Annotated in this window: 20 protein-coding genes; 12 read left to right on the forward strand and 8 right to left on the reverse strand. The window is 74.0% G+C overall.

Annotation, left to right across the window (positions count from 1 at the left end; all coding sequences use genetic code 11):
* Positions 1-23: 23 nt before the first annotated feature.
* On the reverse strand, positions 24-476 hold the full coding sequence (locus tag ACIGG8_RS31965) for an iron chaperone (RefSeq protein WP_396552177.1): 453 nt from the start codon (positions 474-476) through the stop codon (positions 24-26).
* Between the two features lie 215 nt (positions 477-691).
* Between ACIGG8_RS31965 and ACIGG8_RS31970 the strand changes: the two genes are divergently transcribed.
* Positions 692-1,102 (forward strand): PPOX class F420-dependent oxidoreductase, encoded by a 411-nt coding sequence (locus tag ACIGG8_RS31970; protein WP_396552178.1) that lies wholly within the window; start codon positions 692-694, stop codon positions 1,100-1,102.
* A gap of 51 nt (positions 1,103-1,153) precedes the next feature.
* Here ACIGG8_RS31970 and ACIGG8_RS31975 read toward each other — a convergent pair whose 3' ends face one another.
* Positions 1,154-2,170: an AraC family transcriptional regulator gene (locus tag ACIGG8_RS31975; protein ID WP_396552179.1), complete on the reverse strand. Its 1,017-nt coding sequence runs from the start codon at positions 2,168-2,170 to the stop codon at positions 1,154-1,156.
* A 205-nt stretch (positions 2,171-2,375) separates the two neighbouring features.
* Here ACIGG8_RS31975 and ACIGG8_RS31980 point away from each other — a divergent pair, with 205 nt between their 5' ends.
* On the forward strand, positions 2,376-3,302 hold the full coding sequence (locus tag ACIGG8_RS31980; RefSeq protein ID WP_396552180.1) for an MBL fold metallo-hydrolase: 927 nt from the start codon (positions 2,376-2,378) through the stop codon (positions 3,300-3,302).
* A 138-nt stretch (positions 3,303-3,440) separates the two neighbouring features.
* On the opposite strand, the gene ACIGG8_RS31985 is transcribed toward ACIGG8_RS31980, so the two are convergent.
* On the reverse strand, positions 3,441-4,994 hold the full coding sequence (locus ACIGG8_RS31985; RefSeq protein WP_396552181.1) for an RICIN domain-containing protein: 1,554 nt from the start codon (positions 4,992-4,994) through the stop codon (positions 3,441-3,443).
* Between the two features lie 486 nt (positions 4,995-5,480).
* Between ACIGG8_RS31985 and ACIGG8_RS31990 the strand changes: the two genes are divergently transcribed.
* Together ACIGG8_RS31990 and ACIGG8_RS31995 are read left to right on the forward strand one after the other, a co-directional pair.
* On the forward strand, positions 5,481-6,080 hold the full coding sequence (locus tag ACIGG8_RS31990) for a TetR/AcrR family transcriptional regulator (RefSeq protein ID WP_396552182.1): 600 nt from the start codon (positions 5,481-5,483) through the stop codon (positions 6,078-6,080).
* 66 nt (positions 6,081-6,146) lie between these two features.
* Positions 6,147-6,881, forward strand: coding sequence for a VC0807 family protein (locus tag ACIGG8_RS31995; RefSeq protein ID WP_396552183.1), 735 nt, complete (start codon positions 6,147-6,149; stop codon positions 6,879-6,881).
* A gap of 251 nt (positions 6,882-7,132) precedes the next feature.
* On the opposite strand, the gene ACIGG8_RS32000 is transcribed toward ACIGG8_RS31995, so the two are convergent.
* On the reverse strand, positions 7,133-7,402 hold the full coding sequence (locus ACIGG8_RS32000; protein ID WP_396552184.1) for a hypothetical protein: 270 nt from the start codon (positions 7,400-7,402) through the stop codon (positions 7,133-7,135).
* A 565-nt stretch (positions 7,403-7,967) separates the two neighbouring features.
* Here ACIGG8_RS32000 and ACIGG8_RS32005 point away from each other — a divergent pair.
* Both ACIGG8_RS32005 and ACIGG8_RS32010 read left to right on the forward strand, forming a co-directional pair.
* Positions 7,968-8,780, forward strand: a complete 813-nt coding sequence (locus tag ACIGG8_RS32005; protein WP_396552185.1) for an ABC transporter ATP-binding protein — start codon at positions 7,968-7,970, stop codon at positions 8,778-8,780.
* Positions 8,774-11,275 (forward strand): FtsX-like permease family protein, encoded by a 2,502-nt coding sequence (locus tag ACIGG8_RS32010; RefSeq protein WP_396552186.1) that lies wholly within the window; start codon positions 8,774-8,776, stop codon positions 11,273-11,275. Before ACIGG8_RS32005 ends, ACIGG8_RS32010 begins: the two co-directional genes overlap by 7 nt.
* 34 nt (positions 11,276-11,309) lie before the next feature.
* Here the strand turns inward: ACIGG8_RS32010 and ACIGG8_RS32015 are convergent, their stop codons facing one another.
* Together ACIGG8_RS32015 and ACIGG8_RS32020 are read right to left on the reverse strand one after the other, a co-directional pair.
* Positions 11,310-11,522 (reverse strand): cold-shock protein, encoded by a 213-nt coding sequence (locus tag ACIGG8_RS32015; RefSeq protein ID WP_350519589.1) that lies wholly within the window; start codon positions 11,520-11,522, stop codon positions 11,310-11,312.
* Between the two features lie 140 nt (positions 11,523-11,662).
* The gene (locus ACIGG8_RS32020; protein ID WP_396552187.1) at positions 11,663-12,316 is read right to left on the reverse strand and encodes a GPP34 family phosphoprotein; all 654 of its coding nucleotides are present in this window, start codon (positions 12,314-12,316) and stop codon (positions 11,663-11,665) included.
* A gap of 152 nt (positions 12,317-12,468) precedes the next feature.
* On the opposite strand from ACIGG8_RS32020, the gene ACIGG8_RS32025 reads away from it, so the two are divergent.
* The gene (locus ACIGG8_RS32025; RefSeq protein ID WP_396552188.1) at positions 12,469-13,680 is read left to right on the forward strand and encodes a DUF4157 domain-containing protein; all 1,212 of its coding nucleotides are present in this window, start codon (positions 12,469-12,471) and stop codon (positions 13,678-13,680) included.
* A gap of 92 nt (positions 13,681-13,772) precedes the next feature.
* Here ACIGG8_RS32025 and ACIGG8_RS32030 read toward each other — a convergent pair whose 3' ends face one another.
* A complete protein-coding gene (locus ACIGG8_RS32030) occupies positions 13,773-14,192 on the reverse strand; it encodes a MarR family transcriptional regulator (RefSeq protein WP_350519591.1) in 420 nt (139 codons plus the stop codon).
* 113 nt (positions 14,193-14,305) lie between these two features.
* Here ACIGG8_RS32030 and ACIGG8_RS32035 point away from each other — a divergent pair, with 113 nt between their 5' ends.
* Positions 14,306-15,130: an SDR family oxidoreductase gene (locus ACIGG8_RS32035; protein WP_396552189.1), complete on the forward strand. Its 825-nt coding sequence runs from the start codon at positions 14,306-14,308 to the stop codon at positions 15,128-15,130.
* 118 nt (positions 15,131-15,248) lie between these two features.
* Here the strand turns inward: ACIGG8_RS32035 and ACIGG8_RS32040 are convergent, their stop codons facing one another.
* Positions 15,249-15,623 carry a hypothetical protein gene (locus ACIGG8_RS32040; RefSeq protein WP_396552190.1) on the reverse strand — a complete coding sequence of 125 codons (375 nt, stop codon included), beginning with the start codon at positions 15,621-15,623 and terminating at the stop codon, positions 15,249-15,251.
* Positions 15,624-16,283: 660 nt separating this feature from the next.
* Between ACIGG8_RS32040 and ACIGG8_RS32045 the strand changes: the two genes are divergently transcribed.
* The 4 genes from ACIGG8_RS32045 (at position 16,284) to ACIGG8_RS32060 (ending at position 18,871) form a co-directional block, all read left to right on the forward strand.
* Positions 16,284-16,658 carry a transglycosylase SLT domain-containing protein gene (locus ACIGG8_RS32045; protein WP_350519594.1) on the forward strand — a complete coding sequence of 125 codons (375 nt, stop codon included), beginning with the start codon at positions 16,284-16,286 and terminating at the stop codon, positions 16,656-16,658.
* A 372-nt stretch (positions 16,659-17,030) separates the two neighbouring features.
* On the forward strand, positions 17,031-17,633 hold the full coding sequence (locus ACIGG8_RS32050) for a hypothetical protein (RefSeq protein ID WP_396552191.1): 603 nt from the start codon (positions 17,031-17,033) through the stop codon (positions 17,631-17,633).
* A 608-nt stretch (positions 17,634-18,241) separates the two neighbouring features.
* Positions 18,242-18,577, forward strand: coding sequence for a hypothetical protein (locus ACIGG8_RS32055; protein ID WP_396552192.1), 336 nt, complete (start codon positions 18,242-18,244; stop codon positions 18,575-18,577).
* Between the two features lie 21 nt (positions 18,578-18,598).
* A complete protein-coding gene (locus ACIGG8_RS32060) occupies positions 18,599-18,871 on the forward strand; it encodes a hypothetical protein (RefSeq protein ID WP_396552193.1) in 273 nt (90 codons plus the stop codon).
* Positions 18,872-19,242: the final 371 nt, after the last annotated feature.

Below are 19,242 nucleotides of genomic sequence, written 5' to 3' on the forward strand. Positions count from 1 at the left end.
ATCGCCGCCCGCCCGCCGACGCGTCAGCCGACGGCGCGCTTCACCAGGGCGGCGATCCGCTCCTCGACCTCCGCCGTCACCTCGGTCAGCGCGTAGTAGGCCGGCCACATCGGCCCCTCGTCCAGCTGCGCCTGGTCGCTGAAACCCAGCATGGCGTAGCGGGACTTGAACTTCTCGGCGCTCTGGAAGAAGCAGACCACCTTGCCGTCCAGCGCGTACGCGGGCATCCCGTACCAGAGCTTGGGTGCGAGGCCGGGGGCGACCGCGGCGACGATGGCGTGCAGCCGCTCGGCCATGATCCGGTCGCTCCCCTGCATCTCGGCGATCTTGGCGAGGACGTCACGCTCCGCCTCGGCGGCCTTCTCCTCCTTGGACGCCTTGCGCGCGGCCTTCTTCAACTCCTGCGCGTGGTCCTTCATCGCCGCCCGCTCCTCGGCGGAGAAGCCCTCGTGCCTGTCGGTCGCACTGCTGGTCATGGTCAGCCCCTGTCGTCTTGTCAGCCCCGGTCGGACCCGATCGCCGTGATCACATCGTGCCCGGCCCGCTGTACGGACCGCCTCCGTGCTGACCACGGAAAGCACCACGGACGGCGAACCCACGGACGGCGGACCCCCGGACGGCGGACCGACGGACGGCGGACCCCGGCCCGCCTCCGGTGCGGACCAGGCCTGACGACGGATAACCTCGCCCGATGACCACCACGTTGAACGACTCCGTCCGCGCCCTGCTCGACGCGCCGATCCCCGCCGTCCTCGCCACCCTCAACCCGGACGGCGGCCCGCAGACCTCGGTGGTCTGGATCGGCCGCGACGGGGACGACCTGCTCGTCTCCACCGCCGCCGGGCGCCGCAAGGAACGCAACCTGCGCCGCGACCCCCGGGCCAGCCTCACCGTCTACGACCCCGCCGACCCGCTGCGCTACGTCGAGATACGCGGCCTGGCCACCGTCACCGAGGACACCGGCCGCGCCGTCGCCGTCGCCCTCGCCGAACAGTACGAGGGTCCCGGTGCCGGCCAGGAGTACCTCGACCTCCCGGCGGAGGTCCTGCGCGTCGTCGTCCGCATCACCCCCACCAAGGTGCTCGGCACCGCGACCGCCTGACCGGTCGCCGCCTGACCGGCCGCCACCACATGACCGCCGCCGCGGGCGCGGTCAGGCGACGAGGGCGGTGCGGGCCGCGCGGTAGCGGCCGGGGGTGGTGCCGAACTGGCGGACGAAGGCGTGCGAGAGCGCGTAGGGGCTGGCGTAGCCGACCCTGCGGGCGACGGCTTCCAGCGGGTCGACGGTGTTGCGCAGCAGGCCCGCGGCGCGGGTCATCCGCCACCAGGTGAGGTAGGCCATCGGGGGGCGGCCGGTGAGGGTGGTGAAGCGGCGGGTGAGGGTGGCGCGCGAGACGCCGGCGTGGGTGGCCAGGGTCTCGGTCGTCCAGGGGTGGGCCGGGTCCTCGTGGACGGCGGCGAGCGCGGTCGCCACCACGGGGTCGGTCAGTGCGGCGCCCCAGCCGTCGGCGCCGCGCCGGGTGGTCCAGGCCCGCACCAGGTAGACCAGCAGCAGGTCGATCAGGCCCGGTACGGCGAGTTCGCCGCCGGGTCGGGCGGCGGTCAGTTCGCTGCTCAACAGATCGACGGCGGCGCGTAGTTCGGGGTGCTCGCCGGTGCGGGTGGGCAGGTGGACGACCTGGGGCAGCTCGCGCATCAGCGGGTGCCCGAGCCCGTGGTCGAGGCGGTACTTGCCGCACAGCAGGTCGGCCGCACCGGGAGCGCCCGGATCGGGAGCACCGGCACCGGGAGCACCCGCACCGGTCGTTCCTGCACCGGCAGCATCAGCACCGGACGCGTCCGCACCGGCGGCGTCCGGGCCGCTGCCGGGGCGCCGTCGGGGGCCGAGCAGGGAGTCCAGCTCCGGCAGGCGCGCCGCCCGGGCGGCGGTCAACTCCCCGTCGGACAGGGCGTGTCCGCTGCCGTGCGGCAGCAGCACCGCGTCGCCGGGGCCCAGCCGCAGCGGCCCGCCGCCGTCGGCCAGCAGCCAGCAGCTGCCGGACAGCACCACGTGGAAGCCCGCACCCGCGTAGGAGGGGATGCGCGCGCCCCAACGCCCCGCCACGCGCAGCCGGTTGGAGGCGGGCCGGCCGGCCCGTACGGCGGCGATCGCGTCGCTGACCACGTCCATCCGGCCATCGTAACCGCCCCGAACACCTCCGCCGGGACGCCGGTGATGAGCCGTTCGCGTATCGGAGCGAGCCACTGGCGCATTGAGCGGCTCATCCGGCCTCCCTAGGCTCATCACCGAAGGTCGGACGCCGAAGGTCGAAGACCGAGACCGAGGCCGAAGACCGAACACCGGACCGACGGACGACAGATGGAGGGGGCGAGCCGTGGAGCGGATCGTACTGGGGGACGTGGAGATCATCCGGGTGCTGGAGTTCCAGGGGCCGTTCGCGCCGGCCGCGGAGATCGTGCCCGAGCTCGGCGAACCGGCCTGGAGCGCCGACGCCGCCGCCCTGGCGCCCGAGCACTACGACCCGGCCTCCGGCGCCTACGTCGGCGCGCTGCAGACCTGGGTGGTGCGCAGCGGCGGCCGGACGGTCCTGGTGGACACGGGGGTGGGCAACGGGCGCGAGCGGCCGGCGACGCCGCTGTTCCACCGGCTCGAAGGGCGCTTCCCGGAGCTTCTGGCCGCCGCGGGGGTGCGGCCGGAGGACGTGGACGCGGTGGTGAACACCCACCTGCACGCGGACCACGTGGGGTGGAACACGGTGGAGCGGGCCGGGGCGTGGGTCCCGACGTTCCCGAACGCCGTGTACTACCTGCCGGCGGCGGACCGGGCGTTCTTCGACCCGGCCGCCGGGAACGGCCCCCGCGGCGGTGACGCCGCGGGGGCCGAGGACACCGCGGAGGCGGTGCGGTGGGCGGAGTGGCACCAGGTGTTCGAGGACAGCGTGGCCCCCGTGCTGGCGGCCGGGCAGGCGCAGGAGTGGTCGGGTTCGCTGCGCATCGACCCGGCGCTGGTGCTGGAGGAGGCGCCGGGGCACACGCCGGGCTCGTCCGTGCTGCGGGTGCAGTCCGGCGGTGAACGGGCGGTGTTCGTGGGGGACGTGATGCACTCGCCGGTGCAGCTGGCGCACCCCAGCTGCAGCAGCTGCTTCTGCCTGGACCCGGTGCAGGCGGCGGCCAGCCGGCTGCGGGTGCTGGAACGGGCGGCGGCGGAGAAGGAGTTGGTGATTCCGGCGCACTTCGCGGGGGCGGGGGCGGCGCGGGTCGACCGCGCGGGGGCGGGGTTCTCGGCCGACTGGGCGCGCTGACGGCCGGGCCCGGTGCCCGCCGGGCCCGCCGGGCACCGGGCCTGCGGGCCCCGGGGGGGGGAGTGCCCGGCGGTGCCCCGGCGGTGCCCCGGCGTCGGGTCCCGTCGGGCACCGCCGGTCCTCCTCGCGGCCCGGCCGTCAGCTGAGGGTGGCCCAGGCCTGGCTGTTGGCGCTGCCGGCCGGGTTGACGGTCACCGCGGCGCCGGCACTGACGGAGGCGCTGTCGAGTGCGTACCCGGTGGCCGGGTTGGTGATCGTGTAGGTGCCGCTGCTGTTCTGGGCGACCTTCCACTTCTGGTGCGTGTCGGTGGAGTCGAAGGCCTTCAGGGTGACCTGGGCCCCGGCGGCGCCGGGGGCGGTCAGGGTGAGCGGGGTCGGGCAGCTGTCGTAGATCCTGACCGTGCCGTCCGCGTTCGTGTCGAACTTCCACCGCTCCGAGGCGTGGGTGGAGTCGTAGGTGTCGAGGTCGGCGCCCACACCGGTGGTGGCGGCGCACTGGCCGGCGTGCTCCAGGGCCAGGCCGCCGCCGTCGGTGAGGGCGTGGTACTGGTTGTCGCCGACGATCGTGGGCCCGTAGTCGATGGTGTGGGCGGCCAGGTAGGCGAGCGCGGAGGCGTTGGTGGCGAGGTTGCCGGCGGGCCGTCCGGCCGTGAAGTAGTCCGCGAAGGTGGACGGGGCGTGCGTGGTGAGCACCGCGATGGTGCCGTTCCAGCCCCCGTCGAGGTTCTTCCACAGGTCGAGCAGCGAGCCGTCCACGTTGCCCTGGACCTGGTCGCCGGTGTTCCAGCCGGTGGTGTACGTGAACGGGTAGCTGCTGCCGTCCGGCCACACGTAGCGGTTGTCGCCGAGCAGGTAGGCGGCGGCGGAGTCGGCGAAGCCCTCGGTCCAGGCGCAGCTGCCGGAGCTGGCCAGGGCGATGTAGTGCGGGCTGCAGTTGGTGACGACCGGGAACCTGCCGTCGTACAGGCGGTGCATCAGGAAGTGGCCGGACTCGTGCAGCACGGTGTGCTCGGAGTCCGGGTCGCCGGAGGCCAGGTGGACGGTGTTGGCCAGGTCGTAGTACGGGCCGTCCGAGGAGCCGTCGGTCCACTGGACGTTCAGCTCCGTACAGGCGTTGCTGTTCGCCTCGTGGGAGGACCAGCAGTCGCTGGTGGAGTTGTTGCGGTTCCACCAGATGAGGTTGACGGTGTCGAACGCGTGCCAGGCCCGGGCGGTGGCGGCGGCCGGCTTGAGCGTGCCGAGCGAGGTACCGGCGGAGACGTTCGTCCGGACGGGGGAGTCCAGGGTGTAGGGGGTGCCGGTGGTGTCGCTGACCTTCCACAGCTTGGTGCTCTCGGTGCGGAAGCGCACCCACATGCTGCTCATGGAGGTGGTGGTGACGGGCGTGTAGCAGAGGTTGAAGCCTCCGTCGCCGACGGCGGTGTACTGGTAGTCGGCGGTGAGCTGGCGGGCGTTGTCGGTGGACTTCTCGTTGCCCCACAGCGCGACGTTGGCGTTGCGGACCGGCTTGGTCCTGGTGGGCTTCGCGGTGCCGTCCTCGGCCGACTGGTAGTCGTACTGCAGGTTGCCGCTCAGGCAGATGGGGGAGGCCGCGGCGGCGGGGGAGGCCGTCAGCGGGACGGCGGCGGTGGCGGCGAGCAGGACGGTGCCCAGGACGGCGAGGCCGCGGGGCAGCGGGATTCCGATGGCCAAGGACGGGTTCCTTTCGGGAGCGCGGCCCCCGGGGGTGCCGCTTGCGGTTCCCTGACAGGTCGGGGCCGTCGCGCCGTTCGCCGGGGGCGCCGTCCTCACCGGGGACGGCGCCGCTCGCGCCGGGGGACGGCGCCGCGATCGCCGGGCGGCGGCAGCACCGTTCGCCGACGACCGGGCCCGCAGCCAGGATCACCGCCGGTGTCCGTCGCGGTAAGAGCGCTCGGAAGCGTGGGCGCAGGCCGGTGCTCCGCCGGAATCACTTCGGTGGCGAACCGGCCGTCGCGCGCCCTCCGCACCGGCTCGCCCCTTCCGGGGGCGCAGGGGGCGTTTGAACCCGTCGGCGGTGAGTGTCCGTCAGGGGGATTCCGGCGTCCGGGCGCTCGCACTTTTGCTCGGCCGCGCAAGTTCTTGCTCGGCTGAGCAAACTGCTCTACAGTCTTGCTCGGGCAAGCAAGAACCAGCTTGCACGAGCAAGGAGGTGCGGGGATGGGGCGGACGTTCACCGAGTCGGGGCGCCGGGCACAGATCGTGCAGGTCGCGATCGAAGTGGTCGCCGAACAGGGCTACGCGAAGGCGTCGTTCAGCCGGATCGCGAAGCAGGCCGGGCTCAGCAGCACCGGGATGATCTCGTACCACTTCGCGGGCAAGGACGACCTGATGCACGAGGTCGTCGCCGAAGTGACCAGGGTGACCGGCGCGTTCATGGCGCCCAGGGTCGGCGCCGCCGAGGGTGCGCGCGCCCGGCTGCGGGCGTTCGTCGAGGCCAACGTCGAGCTGCTCGCGGTCTGGCCCCGGCACCTCAAGGCGCTGATCGAGGTGCTGCCCAACCTCGGCGGGGACGATCCGGCCACGGTGGGCTACAACGCCTCCCTGCAGCTGCTGATGGACGGCCAGGAGCAGGCCGTCCGCCAGGCCCAGGAGGCGGGCGAGTTCCGGGAGTTCGACCCCCGGCTGATGCTCGTCGCGCTGCGCGGGGCGGTCGATGCCGTGGTGATGCGCTGGGTGGGCGATCCCGCCTTCGACGTCACCGCCGCCGGCCGCGAGCTGGCGGACATCTTCGACCGGGCCACCCGGGCCGAACCGTAATCGGGACGCCGGGGCCGACGGGGCGCACAGGACAGGGGAGAGGCAGTCATGGGAGGGGCGAGTGTGATGGGGGAGACCGTGAGCAAGCCGGCCGGACAGGAGACCGATCCGCAGGGCACCACGCCCGGGTCCGCACCGAACGGGTCCGCACCGAACGGGTCCGCACCGGACAAGGACCACAAGGCCCGGGCCGCCAAGCGGCTGCTGGCCCGGTCGCTGGTCCTCGAACTGGCGCTGCCCCTCGGCGGGTTCTACCTGCTGCACGGCCTGGGGCTCAGCCAGTGGGCCGCGCTCCTGGTCAGCGGCCTGCTGCTGGTGCCGTGGCTGGTGCTCGGCATGGTGCGCAGCCGCCGCATCGAGGCGATGCCGGCCTTCACCCTGCTGATGATCGCGCTCGGCGCGCTGATGGCGACGGTCAGCGGCAGCCCCCGGGTGCTGCTGGTGCGCGACAGCTGGGTGTTCGGCGTGCTCGGGCTCTGGGTGCTGGGCACCCTGGCGACACGGCGTCCGTTCATGCTGACCGCGGCCCGGTCGATCGTCGCCGCCAAGCTCGGCGAGGCGGGCGCCGAGGAGTGGGTGGGGCGCTGGGACCACGACGCCGTCTTCCGCCGCCACCTGCGCACGCTCACCGCCGTCTGGGGCCTCGGCTTCGCCGCGGACGCCGGGATCCGGGTGACGCTGGCCTGCACCCTGCCGGTGGACGTGGTGCCCCTGGTGAACTCGCTGCAGTGGCTGGTGGTGCTGGGCGGGCTGTTCGGCTTCCACTTCTGGTACGTCAACCGCCACGGCCTCAAGGTCTGACGGCAGACCACCCCCTCGGACAGCAGCTCCGGAGCACCCCCGGGAACACCCCGGAGCACCTCGGAAGACCCCCGGGAACACCCCGGACACGCGCCGGCGGCGCGCGGTACCCGTCCCACCGGGCACCGCGCGCCGCCTTCGCCGGTCCGGGCGCAAGCGGCGACGCCGTTCACGTCGTCCGCGTCCACCGCGCCCCGGGCCCGCCCGCCGCCCGCCCGGACCCGGTCCGGGCAGGCGGCGGCCGGGCTTCGTCAGTCGTTGCTCCACGTGGCGCCCGAGCCCGCGAACGAGCCCGAGACGCCGTTGTCGTCGGCCAGGATCCAGAAGCCCGCGTGGGAGACCCCGTCGGGGGAGACGGCGGATTCGACAGCGGCCACGCCGGCGCCGTTCTGGTTCGCCATGAACCCGCCCTTGCCGAAGTCCGCGCTCAGGCCCTCGGTGGCCGAGGCCAGACCGGTGCAGCCGATGACGAGCGGGGCGGTCAGAGCGCCGACGGCCAGAACACGCTTGAAAGCACGCATGGGAATCTCCTCCACGGAGTTCAGGATTGAAAGGGACGGCGCCGATCGGCCCGTCACGACTTCAGACAGCCATGCGCCGCGACCCCCCGCAAGCGCTGCCGCCGCCCGAGCGGACCTCACAGCTCGTCAGAAACACCGCGCCGACCTGCGGAAATGCGGATCCGACGGGCACCTTCCGGGGATCAGTCGGGCGGAGCAGGCGCATGGGCCCTTCCACGTACCCGGGCAGGAGGCGGGAATCCGCCCCCGGTGCCGGCGCCCCGGACACCACCCCTGATCTGCCCGGATACCCCGGCGGTCACCCCCGCCCCGCCCCCTGCCCGGGCCCTGCCCGCCGCCGCCACCCCGCCGCCACCCCCGTCACCGCGACCGCCCTCACCCCCGGCACCGCGACCGCCCTCACCCCCGTCACCGCCACCGCCCACCCGGGGCCCCGGGTCAGGGGCCCCTCAGGGACAAGATCGGGGACGGCCCGGAGGCGCGGCCGCCGCTCCTGGCCCTAGCGTCGGCGCGGCGGGCGGCCGAGGCGCCGCCCCACCCGATGCCCCAGGGAGAAGGCGAGCGCGTGTTCCGGAACAAGGCTCTACCGGCAGGGACTTCGCACCAGGCCGACGCCGGTGCGACGACACCGGGCGACATCGTCCGCCTGACCGGCGTGCACAAGACCTACGGCCGCGGCGACAACCGGGTACGCGCGCTCGACGGGGTGGACGCCGCCTTCGCGGCCGGCACCTTCACCGCCGTCATGGGCCCTTCGGGCTCCGGCAAGTCGACGCTGCTGCAGTGCGCGGCGGGCCTCGACCAAATCGACGCGGGCCGGGTCCTGCTCGACGGCACACCGCTGCACGAACTCTCCGAACGCGCCCTGACCGTGCTGCGCCGCGCGCACATGGGCTTCGTCTTCCAGTCCTTCAACCTGGTCCCGGCGCTGACCGCCCGACAGAACGTCGAGCTGCCGCTGCGCCTGGCCGGGCGCCCGCTCGACCCGGCCGCGATCGACCTGGCGCTGGCCCGGGTCGGCCTCGCCGAGCGCGGCGGCCACCGGCCCGCCGAGCTCTCGGGCGGCCAGCAGCAGCGGGTCGCCGTCGCCCGCGCCCTGGTGACCGGGCCCAAGGTCGTCTTCGCGGACGAGCCCACCGGCGCGCTGGACTCGCACACCGCCCGGGAGGTCCTGGCGCTGCTGCGCGACGTCGTCGAACAACAGGGCCAGACGGTGATCATGGTCACCCACGACCCGTCGGCCGCCTCGTACGCGCAACGGGTCCTCTTCCTCGCCGACGGCGCGGTGACCGGCGAACTGATCGGGCCCACGGCCGAGAGCGTGGCCCTGCGGATGGCCGCGCTGGAGCCCGGCGACAGCGGGACGCACCCGTGCTGAGGATCGCCGCCGCCACCCTGCGCCGACGCCTGACCGGCTTCCTGGGCGCCTTCGTCGCCCTCGCCCTCGGCACGACGATGGTCGGCATGATGACGCTGACCCTGGCCGCCACCTTCGGCACACCGCACCCGGGGCCGCAGCGCTTCCCGCACGCGCCGGCCGTGGTCGCGCCCCAGGGCTTCGAGGGGAACCCGATGAAGGCCCCCGCGGTCCTGCCGCCCGAGGTCGTGGCCCAGGTGACCGCGGCCGGCAACGCCACCGCCGACCGCAGCTTCCCGGTCCGCCTCACCCCCGACGCAAGCCCCGACCCCACCCCCGGCCGCGGCGCCGGTCCCGCCGCCCCCGTGGCGACGACCGGCCACCCCTGGTCCTCCGCCGCCTTCGCCGGCTACCACCTGACGGCCGGACACCCGCCCCAGGCCCCGGACGAGATCGCCGTCGGCGGCGCCGACCCCTCCCTGATCGGACGCCGGGCCGAAGCCGCCACCCCCGACGGCACCACCCGCTACCGCGTCGTCGCCGTCACCGACGCACGCTGGTTCGAGAACGCGGTCTTCTTCAGCGACACCGAGGCCCGACGCCTGTCACCCGGCGTCAACGCCCTGGTCACCGACGCCGACCCCGCCCGACTGACCACCCTCCTGCACGGCCGCGCCGTCCTCCTCGACGGCGACGGCCGCACCCGCCTCGACCCCGACCCCACCGGCGGCGCCCAGGCACTGGCCGACGCCCAGGCGATGGCCGGCAGCACGACCGGACTCGCCGTCTGCGTCTCGGTGTTCGTCGTCATCGCCACCTTCGCCTTCGCCACCGAACAGCGCCGCCGCGAACTGGCACTGCTGCGCCTGGTGGGCGCCGCCCCCCGCCAGGTACGGCGCATGGTACTCGGCGAAGCACTCCTGATCGGCCTGGCCGCCGCCACCGCCGGCTGCGCCCTGGCCCCGCTGTGCACCGTGCCGCTGCGCTCCTGGATGCTCGGCCACCACGTGGCCCCGTCCTGGTTCACCGTCCCGCTCAACCCGCTGCCGCTGCTGGTCTCCTTCGTCGTCGGGGTGGCCGCGGCGCTGGCCGGCTCGGCGGCCACCCTGGTGCGGGTCTCGCTGATCCGCCCGATCGAGGTCCTGCGCGAGGACGCGGTGGAGCGCCGCACGATGACGCCCGTGCGCCGCCTGCTGGGGGCCGCCCTGCTGGCCGGCGCGGTCGCCACCGGGGCCGTCATCGCCGCCACGCAGCCCTACCTGGCGGCCAGCGCCCGCAAGTACCAGGCCGTGCCGGTGCTGTACGTCGGCGCGGTGGCCCTGCTGGCCCCGGTCCTGCTGCGGCCGGTCACCGCCCTGCTGACCGGCCCGCTGCGCCGCTCGGCCAAGGCCGGCCCGATGCTGGTGCGCGCGAACGTGCTGACCTCCCGGCGGCGTACGGCCGCCACGGTGGCGCCGGTCGTGGTGGCCGTCGGCCTGGTCGCCACGCTGCTGACGACACAGGGCTCCGGGGACGCCGCGGCGCTCGCCCGTCAGTGCCAGGAGGTCCACGCGGCGGGCGTGGTGGTGCCCGCGGGCCCGGGGATCGACGCCCGGACGCTGGAGGGGCTGGCGGCCGTGTCCGGGGTCCGGGTCACCCCGGTCACCGCGATGAACGTCCGGATCGGCACCGCCGGGGGCGAGCAGATCGACTCGCTGAGCACGGTCGCGGTGCCGGCGTCCGCGCTGGGCACCACCGTCACCCCGCCGGTGCGCTCCGGCTCGCTCGCCGCGCCGCCCGGGGACTTCCTGGTCGTCGACGAGCACGCGGCCGAGTCCGACGGCCTGGCGGTCGGGGACCGGGTGGTCGCGCTGCTGCCGACCGGCGCGCGGGTGCCGGTGGTCGTCGCGGCGGTCGTCGCCCGCGGCCTGCGCGGCGACGACGCCTACCTGTCCTCGGCGCTGACCGGCGCGGTGCCGCCGAGCCGGGTCTACCTGGACTCCGCGGCGGGCCCGGGCCGGCCGCTGGACGAGCGGCAGACCGCCGAGGTGAACCGGGTGCTGGCCGGCTCCGGCGCGCACCTGGTGCCCTACGGCGCCTACCTGGAGGCCCAGCGCGCGCACGCCGCCGAGCAGGCGGACAACGCCGCGGTGGTCATCCTGGGGACTGCGCTGGCCTACGCGCTGATCGCGGTCGCCAACACGCTGGTCATGGCGGTGGCCGGGCGGCGGCGGGAGTTCGCCCTGCTCGGGCTGGCCGGCGCGGTGCGCGGACAGGTCGTCAAGGTGGCCGCGGCCGAGTCGGCCGTCGCGGTGGTCGTCGGCACCGTCCTGGCCGCCGTGGCGACCGTCCTGGCCGCGGTGACCCAGCACGCCTCGCTGGCCCGGCTGGTGGACGGCGCGACGACGGTCGTCCCGTGGGAGCGGATCGCGGGGGCCGTCGCCCTGTGCGCCCTCGTCGCGGTGGGCACCGCGGTGGTGGCGACCGTGCGGGCGACCCGGCGGCGGCCGGTCGAGGCCGTGGGCGCCCGTGAGTAGGACCCGGCCGCGACCGCCCGCCCGGAGCCGGCGGCTACTGCTCGATGCGCACCTTGTCGGCCTGCATCCCCTTCTGGCCCTGCACGGCCTCGAAGCTGACCTTCTGTCCTTCCACCAGGGACTTGAAGCCGCTTCCCTCGACCGCACGGAAGTGAACGAACAGGTCGGGCCCGGACTCAGGGGTGATGAACCCGTACCCCTTCTCGTCGTTGAACCACTTGACCGTGCCGTTCTGACGCTCCGCCATGTCTTCCCCTAGCCGATGTGAACCATTGCCGACCACGATCCTTTCACGTTCCGTGAGGGAACGGGTGCCAAACGTCACGCGCGTCCGGTGCCGATCACCCGCCGGCGGGGCGCGGCCCCGCGCCCTGCCGCTGCGGCCGGTCAGCCGCCTCCCATGCCGCCCTGTGCGGCGATCATGGTCAGGTTCAGTCCGGCCACCGCCCGGGCCAGGCCCGGAGCCGGATCCGCGAGCCGGTCGGTGAGCGCGGCGATCCGGTCGGCGTGGGCGTGGCGGTCGTGCCGGGAGAGCACCAGCCGCAGGTGTCCGTGGGCGGCCAGCGCGGCGAGGGCGGCGTCGGTGAACGGCACCCGGGCGACCGGGGCGTCGCCGCGGACCAGGGCGGCCACCCGCGCCTGGAGGTCCAGGGCCTCGCGCGGCTCCTCCATCGTCACCGGCCGGTGCGGCACGACCGGGCCGTAGGGGTCGCGGTCGGCGACGGTCACCGCGCCGAGCACCGCGAGCCGCTCCTCGACGGCCTCCAGGGTGTCCTCGCGTCCGCGCCGGATCCACGACTTCCAGCTGCGCGGCCGCTCGGCCACCTCGGCGAGCAGCGCGTCCAGGACGGGGTCCCCGGTGGCGGCGGAGGAGAGGATCCGCACCCGGCCCGCCGCGTCCTCGGCGGCGGCGCCGCGGTGGGCGAGCTCGGCCAGGGCGGCGGCGCGCACCAGGAAGCCGGCGCGGGTGCGGTCCTGCAGGGACTGGGCCCGGGTGTCGAAGGCCAGCAGGTAGGCGTCCAGATGCAGTCCTCGGCTCATGGCACCGACGATACGGCGCGCCCCGCCGCCGGGGGCCGCCCGCCGACCGGGGCAGGGCCTGCGGCCCCGGGCCTGCCCTCGCGGCCCTGTCCCGGCGGCGGCCGCCCCCGGTAGGAAGGCAGCGTTGGCTTCGCGTAGGGACGGAGACGCCCATGCACGCACACCGCAGGCCGGAGCGGACATCCTCGGCGGGACCGCGACGCGCCGCCGGGCCGGAGGCCGGCGCGGCCGGGCGGGTGCCCGCGCGTCCGCCGTCCGCCGCCGTGCTGCACGGCCTGCAGCGCAGCGTCGGCAACGCGGCGGTGGCCAGGATGCTGGCCGGCGGCGGACTCCCGGCGGCCGCCGTGCAGCGCTCCGCCGTGCACGAGGTGCTGCGCGGGGCGGGGCGCCCGCTGGACGAGCGGACGCGGGCCGACATGGAGGGCCGGCTGGGCGCGGACTTCTCCGACGTCCGGGTGCACACCGGCCCCGCCGCGAAGGCGTCCGCCGCCGGGATCGGGGCCCGCGCCTACACCTCGGGCAACCACGTGGTGATCGGCGAGGGCGGCGCGGACCGCCGTACGCTCGCTCACGAGCTGACCCATGTGATCCAGCAGCGCTCGGGGCCGGTGGCCGGCACCGACGACGGATCCGGTCTGAGGATCAGCGATCCCGCGGACCGTTTCGAACGCGAGGCCGAGGCCAACGCGGTCCGGGCCCTAGCCGCGCCGGCGGGGCGGGCGGCGGGGGAGGAGCGGGAGGCGTCCGGGCACGGCGGCGTGCGGGCCGGGGCGCTCCAGCGGGCCGCCGTCGAGGTCGCCGGCGAGGACCGGCGGACGCAGGTGGAACAGGCCGTGCAGGAAGCGCAGGCCGTCATCGAGGAAGCGATCAGCCTGCTCTACGAGCTGCGGGAGCTGGACGATCCGCTCGGCGCGCGGGTCTTCGTGCGGTACTTCGGGGAGCACGACGACGTGGGTGTTCTCGACCGCATCGAGCGCGTGTACGAAGGCGCCTCCGACATCCTCGACACGATCGTGATCGACGACCACCAGCCGAACATGATGGTCGGCAACGAGGAGGGCGTGCACGCCTACACCGTCCAGGGCGGCCCGATCAGTGTGGCCGGCAGGTTCTGGTCCGGCAGCCAGCGCCAGCGGGCGCTGACCCTGGTGCACGAGGCGACGCACGCCGTCCACGACACGCACGACGACAGCGGCTTCGGCCGCGCGGCCGCCGAGGCCTTCGCCCGGAGCTCACCGGACGAGGCCGTCGACTGCGCCTACAACTACGAGTACTTCGCCGACGACGCGGGCACGGCCTCGCTGGGCCCGGGCAGCGACTCCGAGAGCGCGTCGGACAGCGACTCCGACAGCGACTCCGACTGATCCCCCCGGCCGCCTCCTGCCCGGCCGCCCACCCCCGGCCACCTCCTGCCCGGCCGTCCACCACCGTCAGGTCTCCGCCCAGGTCTCCGCCGTCAGGTCTCCAGGATCAGCCGCAGCAGGTCGCGCAGGGCCTCGCGCTGCGGTGCCGCGAGCCGGGCCAGCGGGTCGCCGGCGAAGGGCATCCGGGCGCGCAGGTCGGCGGCGACGGCGCGCCCGGCCGCGGTGGCGGTGACGCGCTTGACCCGGCGGTCGGTCTCGTCGGGGCCGCGTTCGACCAGGCCGCGCGATTCGAGCCGGTCGATGATCACGGTCACGTTGGACGGCTCGGCGTGCAGGCGCTCGGCGATGCGGCGGGTGGGGAGCGGGGTCTCGGCGGCGAGCAGGGCCTTGGCCTGCAGCGGGGTCAGGTCGTGGACCGCGGCGGCGGCCTCGGACTCCTGGGCGTAGCGGCGGTTGACGGCCGCGAAGAGGCCGACGACCTCCCTGGCGAGCTCATCCGATGGATCGGGCATGGGGTCCAGCGTAGCCAGGTGCTTGACAGGGTGGAATATCGGCCCACATAGTTATGGTTCATATTGGTTATGAACCATAAGCATGCGTTCCCGAACCCCCGGAGGCTCCCCCGATGAGCACCAAGACCGTCCTGATCACCGGCACGTCCTCCGGCATCGGCCTGGCCACCGCCGTCGCCGCCGCCCGCGCCGGCTGGCACGTGATCGCCACGATGCGCGACACCACCAAGGCCGACGCCCTGCTGGCAGCCGCGAAGGACGCCGGCGCCACCGTCGAGGTCCGGGCGCTGGACGTGACCGACCCCGCCTCCGTCCAGGCCTGCCTGGCCGGCCTGGAACGGCTGGACGCGCTGGTCAACAACGCCGGCGCCGGCCACGTCGGCACCCTGGAGCAGGAGAGCGTCGAGGACGTGCGCGCCGTCATGGAGGTCAACTTCTTCGGCGTCCTGCACGTCACCAAGGCCGCCCTGCCGCTGCTGCGCGCGAGCGGGGGCCGCGTGCTCACCGTGACCAGCGTCGGCGGCGTGATCGGCCAGCCCTTCAACGAGGCCTACTGCGCGGCGAAGTTCGCGGTCGAGGGCTTCATGGAGTCCCTGGCCCCGGTCGCGGCCACCGCCGGGGTGTCCGTCAGCGTGGTCGAGCCGGGCGCGGTGGCCAGCGAGTTCGTCGCCAACGTGGGCCTCGCGGACGACGCCCTCGACCAGGCCGGACCGTACGCCCCGGCCCTCGCCGCCTACCTGGAGCGCACCCGCGGCGCCTTCGCCGCCGCCCAGACCTCGCAGGACGTGGCGGCGAGGATCGTGGACCAGCTCGCGGCCGAGCGCCCCGCCTTCCGGCTGCTCACCTCCGACGCCGCGAGCGCCTTCGTCGCCGCCAAGCTCAAGGACCTCGACGGTTCGGCCGTCCAGGCCCTGACCGCCGCCTGGGTCGCCGGGTGAACCGTCCCCGGGCACGCGGCTGAGCGCCGCGGACCGCCGCCGCGGACCGCAGCCCAGGCCCCGCACATGACGCAGCCCCGTACCGCGCCGGTACGGGGCTGCACGCGCGGGCGGCGTGTCACAGCAGGGTGAGGACGTCCTGGTGGGCCCCGTCGAGGACGAGGCCGTTGTCCAGCCGCACCCGGACCGTCACCCGCTTGCCCCGCTCCCGGTGGGTGGCCCACTGCGGCTCCAGCGCGGCGAGCTGCGCCTCCAGCCGTTCACGGCTCGCCGTCGGCATGGTGTGCCCGTAGTCCTCGAACAGCGCCTTGAGCCGCCGGTACTCGCGGACCTCGTCGCTCTCGGGCAGTTCCCCGTCCACCCGTTCGACGGTGCCCTCGGCCCCCGCCCCCACCGAGAGGAACCCGACGGCGACGCCGGACGCCGCGGTGACCGCCTCACCGATCCCCACGTCCTCGGCCAGCCTGACGCGCCGGCCCTCCTCCAAGGTCATCCGTCCTCCGCCTCCTCGTCGAACCACCGCACCCACCGGTGCCCGGCCTGCGGTCATTATCCGCGCCCCCCTGCCCCCACCCGCCGCCCGGGCGCGCCCCCTCGTTTCCCCGCCCCTCGTCCCCTGCCTCCCCCGCCCCCTCGTCCGTCCCCCGGTTCCCCGTCCATCCCCCTCCCCTCCCCGTCACCGGGTGTGGTGCGCGTCTCGGATCGCGGGCGCAGCGGTGACCGGGCGTGGCGGGGGAGGGCCGGTGGGTGGCGGTGCGGGGGCCGCGGGTGGTGAGGGTGCTCACACGGGTACGGCATGAACGACGGCGGGTAGTGCTGTCCGTTTCGCACCGTTCCATGCGGGCCGGCGAGAGGTGTTCGCGCAGGTCGGGGCAGGCCGGCGGGTGCGAGGCGGACGCTCTTCCCGGGCCGTACCGAGGCCCCCTCGCTACGACGGCGGGTCGTAGCGAGGGGGCCTTGGAGCGGGCTGCCGCGGTCTGGCACCTTGGCATTCGTCGTCAGCCACACCGGCTCCTGTCCCGCCGGTTGCGGCTAAGCGCCGTGTCACACCCCGTGACCGTTTCGGCCCCTGTCCGGCCGCGGTCGAGACGGGGTGCGACACCGGCCCAACCCGATTGAGGTCCTGCTCTACATGCCCGCTTTCAAGCTCCGTATGCGTACCTCTGCCGCCGTTCTCGTCGGCGCCGCCGGTCTGACCGCCCTGGGCGCCGGTGTCCTGCCCGCCACCGCGAACGCCGCCACCGCCTCCCCGCAGGCGATCGCCGCCCAGATCGTCCCGGCGAACCAGCTGGCCTCGTTCAGCCAGATCATCTCCCACGAGTCGGGCTGGAACGTGACGGCGACGAACCCGAGCTCGGGCTCCTACGGCCTGGGCCAGGCGCTGCCGGCCTCCAAGATGGCCTCGGCCGGTGCGGACTGGAAGACCAACCCCAAGACCCAGATCAAGTGGGCCTACGACTACATGAACTCCCGCTACGGCAGCCCGAACGCCGCCTGGGCCTTCTGGCAGACCCACCACTGGTACTAAGCCGACACCGTCGCATCTTCCTCCCCCCCACCCCGGGGGGCGGACAGGTGTCACCGGGGTGACCCGTGAGGGCCCGGCCCCGCGCAACCGCGCGGAGCCGGGCCCTCACGCCGTTCCCGGCCCGGCCACCGCCTGACGGCCCGCCAGCCCGCCAGACCGACAGGCCGCGCCGGACACCCTGCGCAACCGCCCCCGACGTCCGGGCCGAATCCCTCCGCCGATCCCTCTGTTGAATCTTCTGCAATTGCCACTCAATAGTGCAGTCGCTAGCGTTGTTTCTATACGAAGCCTCTTCTTGACGGAGAGTGAGGGAATCCCCGCGCGAAGCCGGGCATTCCCCGCGATCCCACACGCACAATCGGAGGACTTCCGATGAAGATTCCTCGCCCTTGGCGCTCCCTCGCGGTGCCAGCGGCCGCCGCCGTGGCCCTGGTGGGCCTCCAGACCACGGGTGCGACCGTCGCACAGAGCGTCACACCCGCAGCCGTACCGAGCGTGGTCTCCCAGACTCCCGAGGAAGCCTGCGCCGTGGCCAACGCCGGCAGCTGGACGGTCATCGTGAACTGCTTCCACGGGGAAGTGGCTGTCGCCCGCGCGTGGCTCGCCCAGATCTGCCCCAAACTCCCCGCCACGGTCCCCGGCGTCGCTGGCCTCTGCCGGATCCAGATCACCGGCACCCGGATCCACACCGAAGGCCCCCTGGTGTTCCTCACCGTCGAGTTCCGCGACCTGCCCGACCTGGCCAGGGGATTCTCGTTCGTCGGAATCAAGGGCTCCCACTGGGCCTACGAGAAGCACTCGTTCGACAGCCCGTCCTACGGCCGCGTGCACCTGACCAACACCGGCGGGTCGATCGACTACCCGTTCAACCAGAGCTGCGGCACGGCCCATCCCACCGAATCCGACGTGCGGTTCTGGATCAACGACTTCCAGGGCATCAACCAGGCGACCACCAGCGCCCACCTGAAGTGCTGACCCACCACCCGGCCCCGCCCAACGCAGACGAGGCCCGGCACCCGTACGGGCACCGGACCTCGTCCGACCAATGGAGCGCCAGGCCCGGATCGCACGGACTCTCCCTACTGAAAGTAGGACGTGCTCTGGTAGCACCGCTGACGCCTGACGAGAGATCATCTCCCTCGCAACAAGCAGAACACTAGCAGCTCACCCCCCACTCCCCGACACCCCCGTCGCCCGGCCAACCGCCGGCAGAACGCCGCGGACCCACCCTCCGTTCGTCGTTCAACCGTCGATACGGCCGTGGGCTGCTTCCTCGTGGGCAATGAGCAGCACCGGACGTACGCGCCCGTCAGCGCGACTGCCTGCCACCCCGCTTCGACCCCGTCCATGCTCGCCGGATTCGTCGTCATCGAGCCATCACCCACGCCACGCGTTCGGCGTCACGAGGTGGGAGCCGCGCCTGCGCGTCGCCGAGGCCGTGCACACCGCACGGCAGCAGCGGGCCCGGCGCCAGGCCCAGCCGGCCGACTGCCCAGGGCCGCGATCCCCTCCATCACCGGCCCCCGGCATCAGGGTTGGTGGGCCGCCGGCGATGCGCACCCGAGTGTGCGCGATCATTCGGAATGAAAGCATCCTCCAAGGGGATTCGGGAAATCGGATCAGCAAAATCCGGATCCCAAAGGCATGGGAAGTTCGAAGGGTTCGTGCCAATCTTTCGACCGGCGTGTACGTTCAAAGCACATCAGCCGCACTTGAGGCAGGGGCCTCAGATTCTTCGCGACGCGCCCTGGGCCAAGGACGCCACCGGCAAGTCCCTGAACACCCGCTACCGGCTGGAGGGCAACACCCTGGTCCAGTCCGTCGACACCGACAAGAGCACGGCCTTCCTCGCCCAGTGCGTGGAAATCAAGATTTTGGCGTTCCAGGCCTACGAGTACAGCGGCGGGTGCCGCAACTAGCAGTCCAGAAAGGCGAAGGCCATGGGGATATCCGCGCATGTGATCGCACCGCCGCTCCTTGCGGTGGCGGTGGTTCTGCTCGTCGTGAAGTGGGCCCGGCGGCGGAGGGACGGCAAGCCCGTGCCGCTGCTGCCGCGATCGCCGCAGGCCTGGGCGGTCGGGTCGGCCGTGCTCGTCCTGGTGACGGTCTCGGGAGCGATGGCCGGTCAGCTCTGGAGCGCGGTCGTACCCGCTGTCGCGCTCGGCGGACTGGCGGGTGCCTTGACGGATCTCCGCTACGGTTCCCCTCGCTGACGTTCACTCAGAAGTGCGGCCCGGACGGTTCGACCGTCCCTCCGTCGTTGCGCCCCGCTGTCCGGGATGCCGAGCAGGCGCCGCGGGAGCTGATGTCCGGGCCGGGCCGGTGCTGGGACGCCGAGCCGCGCTGGAAGTGGGTGGAGATCCGTCTGGGCGGGCGGTGGCCCCCGGGCTGGGTGGGGCGGTGGCGTCTGCATCAGGGCTCGACGGTGTGGGTGGCGATGGTGTGCTGGGGGCCGGGTCCGTTCGCCTGGGGCTGGTACCTGTCCCACGCCGACACGGTCCGCCGTGCCTCGGCACCCGTCGGCCCCTGCGAGGGCCTGGCGGCTTGGTGGCCACCGGGCCCTGACGTGGGCTGCCCTGCTGTA

This window comes from Kitasatospora sp. NPDC085464, assembly GCF_044541955.1.
Taxonomy (GTDB): Bacteria; Actinomycetota; Actinomycetes; order Streptomycetales; family Streptomycetaceae; genus Kitasatospora.

Bases quoted from the DNA above. Each gene is read 5' to 3' on its own strand.
- ACIGG8_RS32060 (WP_396552193.1), top strand. From the start codon at position 18,599: ATGGGGATATCCGCGCATGTGATCGCACCGCCGCTCCTTGCGGTGGCG.
- ACIGG8_RS32015 (WP_350519589.1), bottom strand. From the start codon at position 11,522: ATGGCGGAGCGTCAGAACGGCACGGTCAAGTGGTTCAACGACGAGAAG.
- ACIGG8_RS31975 (WP_396552179.1), bottom strand. From the start codon at position 2,170: ATGGACGTGGTCAGCGACGCGATCGCCGCCGTACGGGCCGGCCGGCCC.
- ACIGG8_RS32035 (WP_396552189.1), top strand. From the start codon at position 14,306: ATGAGCACCAAGACCGTCCTGATCACCGGCACGTCCTCCGGCATCGGC.
- ACIGG8_RS32030 (WP_350519591.1), bottom strand. From the start codon at position 14,192: ATGCCCGATCCATCGGATGAGCTCGCCAGGGAGGTCGTCGGCCTCTTC.
- ACIGG8_RS32000 (WP_396552184.1), bottom strand. From the start codon at position 7,402: ATGCGTGCTTTCAAGCGTGTTCTGGCCGTCGGCGCTCTGACCGCCCCG.
- ACIGG8_RS31970 (WP_396552178.1), top strand. From the start codon at position 692: ATGACCACCACGTTGAACGACTCCGTCCGCGCCCTGCTCGACGCGCCG.
- ACIGG8_RS31965 (WP_396552177.1), bottom strand. From the start codon at position 476: ATGACCAGCAGTGCGACCGACAGGCACGAGGGCTTCTCCGCCGAGGAG.
- ACIGG8_RS32055 (WP_396552192.1), top strand. From the start codon at position 18,242: ATGAAAGCATCCTCCAAGGGGATTCGGGAAATCGGATCAGCAAAATCC.
- ACIGG8_RS32040 (WP_396552190.1), bottom strand. From the start codon at position 15,623: ATGACCTTGGAGGAGGGCCGGCGCGTCAGGCTGGCCGAGGACGTGGGG.
- ACIGG8_RS31990 (WP_396552182.1), top strand. From the start codon at position 5,481: ATGGGGCGGACGTTCACCGAGTCGGGGCGCCGGGCACAGATCGTGCAG.
- ACIGG8_RS31995 (WP_396552183.1), top strand. From the start codon at position 6,147: ATGGGGGAGACCGTGAGCAAGCCGGCCGGACAGGAGACCGATCCGCAG.
- ACIGG8_RS32045 (WP_350519594.1), top strand. From the start codon at position 16,284: ATGCGTACCTCTGCCGCCGTTCTCGTCGGCGCCGCCGGTCTGACCGCC.
- ACIGG8_RS32025 (WP_396552188.1), top strand. From the start codon at position 12,469: ATGCACGCACACCGCAGGCCGGAGCGGACATCCTCGGCGGGACCGCGA.
- ACIGG8_RS32020 (WP_396552187.1), bottom strand. From the start codon at position 12,316: ATGAGCCGAGGACTGCATCTGGACGCCTACCTGCTGGCCTTCGACACC.
- ACIGG8_RS32050 (WP_396552191.1), top strand. From the start codon at position 17,031: ATGAAGATTCCTCGCCCTTGGCGCTCCCTCGCGGTGCCAGCGGCCGCC.